Source organism: Pseudomonas sp. GM49 (genome assembly GCF_000282355.1).
In the GTDB taxonomy this organism is placed as follows: Bacteria; Pseudomonadota; Gammaproteobacteria; order Pseudomonadales; family Pseudomonadaceae; genus Aquipseudomonas.
Genome location: NZ_AKJL01000253.1, coordinates 1 through 4,668 on the forward strand (window position 1 = coordinate 1; position 4,668 = coordinate 4,668).

The 4,668-nt window shown below is 63.1% G+C and carries 3 protein-coding genes and 1 pseudogene; all 4 read right to left on the minus strand.

Annotation, left to right across the window (positions count from 1 at the left end; translation table 11 throughout):
- A pseudogene (locus PMI29_RS07595) lies at positions 1 to 394 on the minus strand (glycosyltransferase family 39 protein); the annotation flags it as partial.
- Between the two features lie 120 nt (positions 395 to 514).
- Positions 515 to 2,050 carry an efflux transporter outer membrane subunit gene (locus PMI29_RS07590; RefSeq protein WP_443216464.1) on the minus strand — a complete coding sequence of 512 codons (1,536 nt, stop codon included), beginning with the start codon at positions 2,048 to 2,050 and terminating at the stop codon, positions 515 to 517.
- Positions 2,051 to 2,088: 38 nt separating this feature from the next.
- Positions 2,089 to 3,153 carry an HlyD family secretion protein gene (locus tag PMI29_RS07585; RefSeq protein WP_008001503.1) on the minus strand — a complete coding sequence of 355 codons (1,065 nt, stop codon included), beginning with the start codon at positions 3,151 to 3,153 and terminating at the stop codon, positions 2,089 to 2,091.
- A 26-nt stretch (positions 3,154 to 3,179) separates the two neighbouring features.
- Positions 3,180 to 4,668, minus strand: a 1,489-nt coding sequence (locus PMI29_RS07580) for an MFS transporter (RefSeq protein WP_008001505.1), incomplete at its 5' end; no start/stop codon positions are given.

The window sequence follows — 4,668 nt, forward strand, 5'->3', positions numbered from 1 at the left end:
GGCGGGTGGCGAGCCGATCGACCAGCCACACCCCGAGCCCGACCGAGGCAATCCCCGGCAGGGCACTGAGGCAGCGGATCGACAATATGCCGTCGCCAAACATCGCGATCCAGCCGTGCAGCAGCATGAAGTACAGCGGCGGGTGCACGTCGTAGGCGGCGTGCAACCAGATTTCAGGTATTGAGTAACGGGCCAGCAACAGGCTGGAACCCTCGTCACCCCAAATCGCGGCAGCGGTCAGATCGTAAAAGCGCACCAGCGCGGCCAACACCAGAATCGGCACCAGCCAATGCTCTCGCGCCCAGCGGATCAACGGTTGCGCGCCCCTGGCGAAACCAGGATTGGCGTGCGGTCCCTGAGTGTCGCCCATCGGCGTTTCTCTGCGCGCCTCCATTGCTTCCCCTTGCAACGTTCAGTGACCAGCCGGATTGTTTGCACTCCACTTTAGCGCTTCAAGCCAAGCAACGTCGATGCTGGCCCGCTAATGGAGCGATAGTCGGCGGCGGCTGCAACGTCAGCGCTGCGCCGTCTCGGCCAACGGATACACCGACTCCCAGCCTCCACCCAACGCCTTGTACAACCCGACGGCCGCCAGCGACACGCCGGTCGAGCTTTCGACCCACTGCTCCTGCGTGGCCAGCAACGCCCCTTGTACGGTGAGTACGGTGACGAAATCCACCACGCCCTCAACGTACTGCTGTTGCGCGGTATCCAGGGCAATGCGGTTCTGGCGCACGGCTTCGGCCAGGCTGTCGCGGCGCAACTGGCTGGCGTTGTAGGCGGTCAGTTGGTCATCGATTTCATGCCAGGCGCGCAGCACGGTTTGCTGATAAGCGATAGCGGCTTCCTGTTGTTGTGCTTCACGCAATTTGAGCACGCCACGTAAGCGGCCACCGTCGAACAGCGGCAAGCTCAATTGCGGGCCGACCCCGAACGAACGTGAACCCCAGGAGCCGAAATCGCTCAGTTGCATGGCCTGGGAACCGATGCTCCCCGACAGGGTGATTCGCGGATAGAAATCGCCCTTGGCCACGCCGATGCTGGCAGTGGCGGCATGCAGCCGTGCTTCGGCCAGGCGAATGTCCGGCCGACGTTCAGCCAGTTGCGAGGGCAAGCCGATGGCGACCTGACGCGGCGTTTGTGGCACCGGTGCGTCTGTGGATAACTGCGCCGCCAATGCCTGGGGCGGTTCGCCCATCAACAGACTCAAGGCGTTGATCAGTTGCCACTGGCGCTGCTCCAGTGAGGGCAGGCGTGACTCGATGGCCGCCACTTGCGCGGCGGCTTCGGCGACATCCAGATCCGTCGCGACGCCGTTGGTCAGGCGCAGTTGTGAAAGTTTCAGGCTATGCCGGGCGACGTCGAGGTTTTGCTCCGTGACGGCCCGGGTGTTTTGCACACCGCGCAGTTGAATGTAGTCCTGGGCAGTTTCGGCCAGCACCGACAGCAGCACACCGCGTCGGTCGTTCTCGGCGACCTCCAGGGTGGCGTCGGCTGCTTCGGTTTCCCGACGCACGCGGCCCCAGAAATCCAGCTCCCAGGAGGCGGAAAAGCCGGCATCCCACAGATTGAAGGCGGATTGGCCGTTGTGGCCTGACGGGTCGTTCAAGCCTTCACCGCTGTTGCGATTGCGTCCGTAACGGCCGCTGGCGGCCGTGTTGGGGTAGCGCTCGGCGGTGATGACCTGACGCACCGCGCGACTTTGCTGCAATCGGCTGCTGGCCAATTTCAGGTCGAGGTTGTCGGTCAGGGCGCGTTGGCTCAGGGCCGAGAGTTTTGGGTCGTTGAACACTTCCCACCAGCGCTCGGCCATTGTTTCGGCGATGGCCTGGCTGGCGGCGGATTTGGCCGGTTTTGCCCATTCGGCGATTTGTGTGGTTTCGGGCTTTTGGAAATCGGGGCCGACAGTGCAGGCACTGACTGCCAGTAAGCTCAACGCTAAAACCGCTGACTGAACGAGTCTCTTGTGGCGAGGGGGCTTGCCCCCGTTCGAGTGCGTAGCGCTCGCCAAAGCCAGGGCCAGGGCCGCTTCGCGACCCAACGGGGGCAAGCCCCCTCGCCACAGGTACATATCCCGATCCAGAAAATTCATCGCTGAGTCACCTCACGCGATACATCACTTGCCGTATCAATACTCGCCTCAACCGACATCCCCACCCGCAAGCGCTCGGTCAGCGCTTGACCCGACTCCAGCACGATTTTCACCGGAATCCGCTGCACCACCTTGGTGAAGTTGCCGGTGGCGTTGTCCGGCTTGACCGCGGCGAACGTCACCCCGGTGGCCGGTGCAATGCTTTCGACACGACCGTTGAGTGCCGCACCGCCCAGGCTGTCGACGCGCACTTGCACAGCCTGCCCCGGTTGCACATCCGTCAGTTGGGTTTCCTGGAAATTGGCCATCACATAAGCCTGCGCCAGCGGCACCACGGCGAGGATTTTGCTGCCCGGAGTGACGTAGGCGCCGACTCGCACCGCGCGTTCGCCGACCATACCGTCCTGTGGCGCGACGATCCTCGTATAGGACAACTCGTAGCTGGCCATTTCCAGCTTCGCTTGCGCCCGCTTCAGGCCACCTTCTGCCGCATCGCGCTGGGCCGTGAGGATGTCCACTTGCTTGCGTTCCGCCGCCAGCACCGCAGTGGCATTAGCCAATCGCGCGCTGGCCTGGTCGATGCGCGTTTGCGCTTGTTGTGCATTTTGCACCGTACCGGCACCCACGCCCGCGAGGTGGTTGTAGCGGCTCAACTCGTGTTCGGCAAACGCCATTTCCGCCTTGGCCGAAACCACCGAGGATTGCGCCTGGGCAATCACCGACGCCTGGCGCTCAAGGGTCGCCCCGGCGTTTTGCAGTTGCGCCCTGGCCACCAGCGTTTCGGCGTCAGCGGCCTCGGCGGCGGCACGTAGGTCCCGGTCATCGATCAGTGCCAGCAACTGCCCGGCCTTGACCTGCTGATTGTCCTCGACCAGCACTTGCTTGATAAACCCGGCAACCCGCGGCACTACCAGAGTGAAATCCGCCGAGACATAAGCATCGTTGGTGCTCTGCTGGACGCGCTTGCCGAACAAGCCGGGCATCGCCAGGTACAGCAACACGCCGACGGCCACTGCGGCGGCCACGGCAACCGCGACTTTCTGCTTTGCTTGAGTGTTCATAAAAACCTTCTGTATCAATGGAGCATTCAGGTCGGTGCGCGCGGCGGATAGATCCGCGTCGGCAGCCAGAAAATCAGCAGGATCAAGGTCACGGCGATACCGGCCATGCACAGGTAAAGATCAGAGGAAGTGAGCACCACCGCTTGCTCATGCAGACGATGAGCGAGACCTGTGCTGTCGTATTCGGCCAGTGGCGAGTTGCCGAGGCGGTCGACCAGCATGGTCGAATGAAAATGCAGTCGTGCCGTGGTCAACGCCTCGATCACCCCGGTGGCGATGACCGCCGACAGGCCTTTGACGGTGTTGAACCACGCCGATGCGAACGGCCCTTCCATCGGGTTGATGCTGCCGGTGGACAGCATCAGCAGCGGCAACACTGCCATGGGCTGACCGAAAATCTGCAGCCATTGCAGCACGTAGAAATCGTCGCGAATCCACACGGATGTCAGTTGCGATCCGCCAACGCACGACAGCGCCAGCATGCTCAGGCCGATGCCCAACACCCAGCGGCAATCAACCCAGCGAAAGTTGCACAGCGCCGCCACCAACGGCAGCGCAATCAATTGCGGCAGCGCCGCCAGCAGCATGATCGGCGCGGTCTGCACCGGGCGATAACCCTGGACCTGTGCCAGGTAGCTGGACGGAATGATGATCACCGCCTGCAACACCACCAGCACGCCCGCCAGGGTCAGCAGGGCGAAGGACAAGTTACGGATGCCGAGCATCTGCATCTTGAAAAACGGCATCGGCTGCGACCACTCGCCGGTCAAAAACAGCACCAGCAGCAACAGCCCGCCACCGAGCAATCCGCAGATCAGGTTCGACTCGAACCAGTCCAGGCGATTGCCCTGCAGGATGCCGATCACCAGCATGCAGATCGCGGGAAAACCCAACAGCACACCGCGCCAGTTGAAGGACTTGAAGCGCTCCAGACGCAGCGGGTCCCGGGGCAAGCCATACGCCACCGCGGCCATGGCAATCAGGCACGGCGCGATGATTTGCCAGAAGGTCCATTGCCAGCCGACATACTCGGTCCACAACCCGGCCAATGGCGTGCCCAGGCCCGGGCCGAACGTTGCCGTCAGGGCATAACCGGCCAGGCCGTACAACTTCACGTTGGCGGGTAGAAACCGCAGGGCCACGGTCATCAGCATGGGCGGCAATGCACCGCCCGCCAGGCCTTGCAAGGTGCGCAGCAACAACAGGCTTTCGTAATTCGGGGCAAAGGGGCACAAGGCACCCAACAGGGTGAACAGGCTGATGGCGCACAGAGTGAAACGCCGCAACGAGAACGTCACCGCGCACCACGGCGCGAAAGCCATGGCCGCCACCGAAGTCGCGGTGTAACAGGCGACCAGCCAGGTGCCCTCGTCGTAGCCGATGGCCAATGCACCGCGGATATCGGCCAGGGCGACTTTGGTCACCATCTCGTTCAGACCCGACACCAGCACCGCCAGCAGCACGCCCACCAGGCCTACGATGATCCGCGGGCCGAAGACCGGCGGAGCGGCTGGC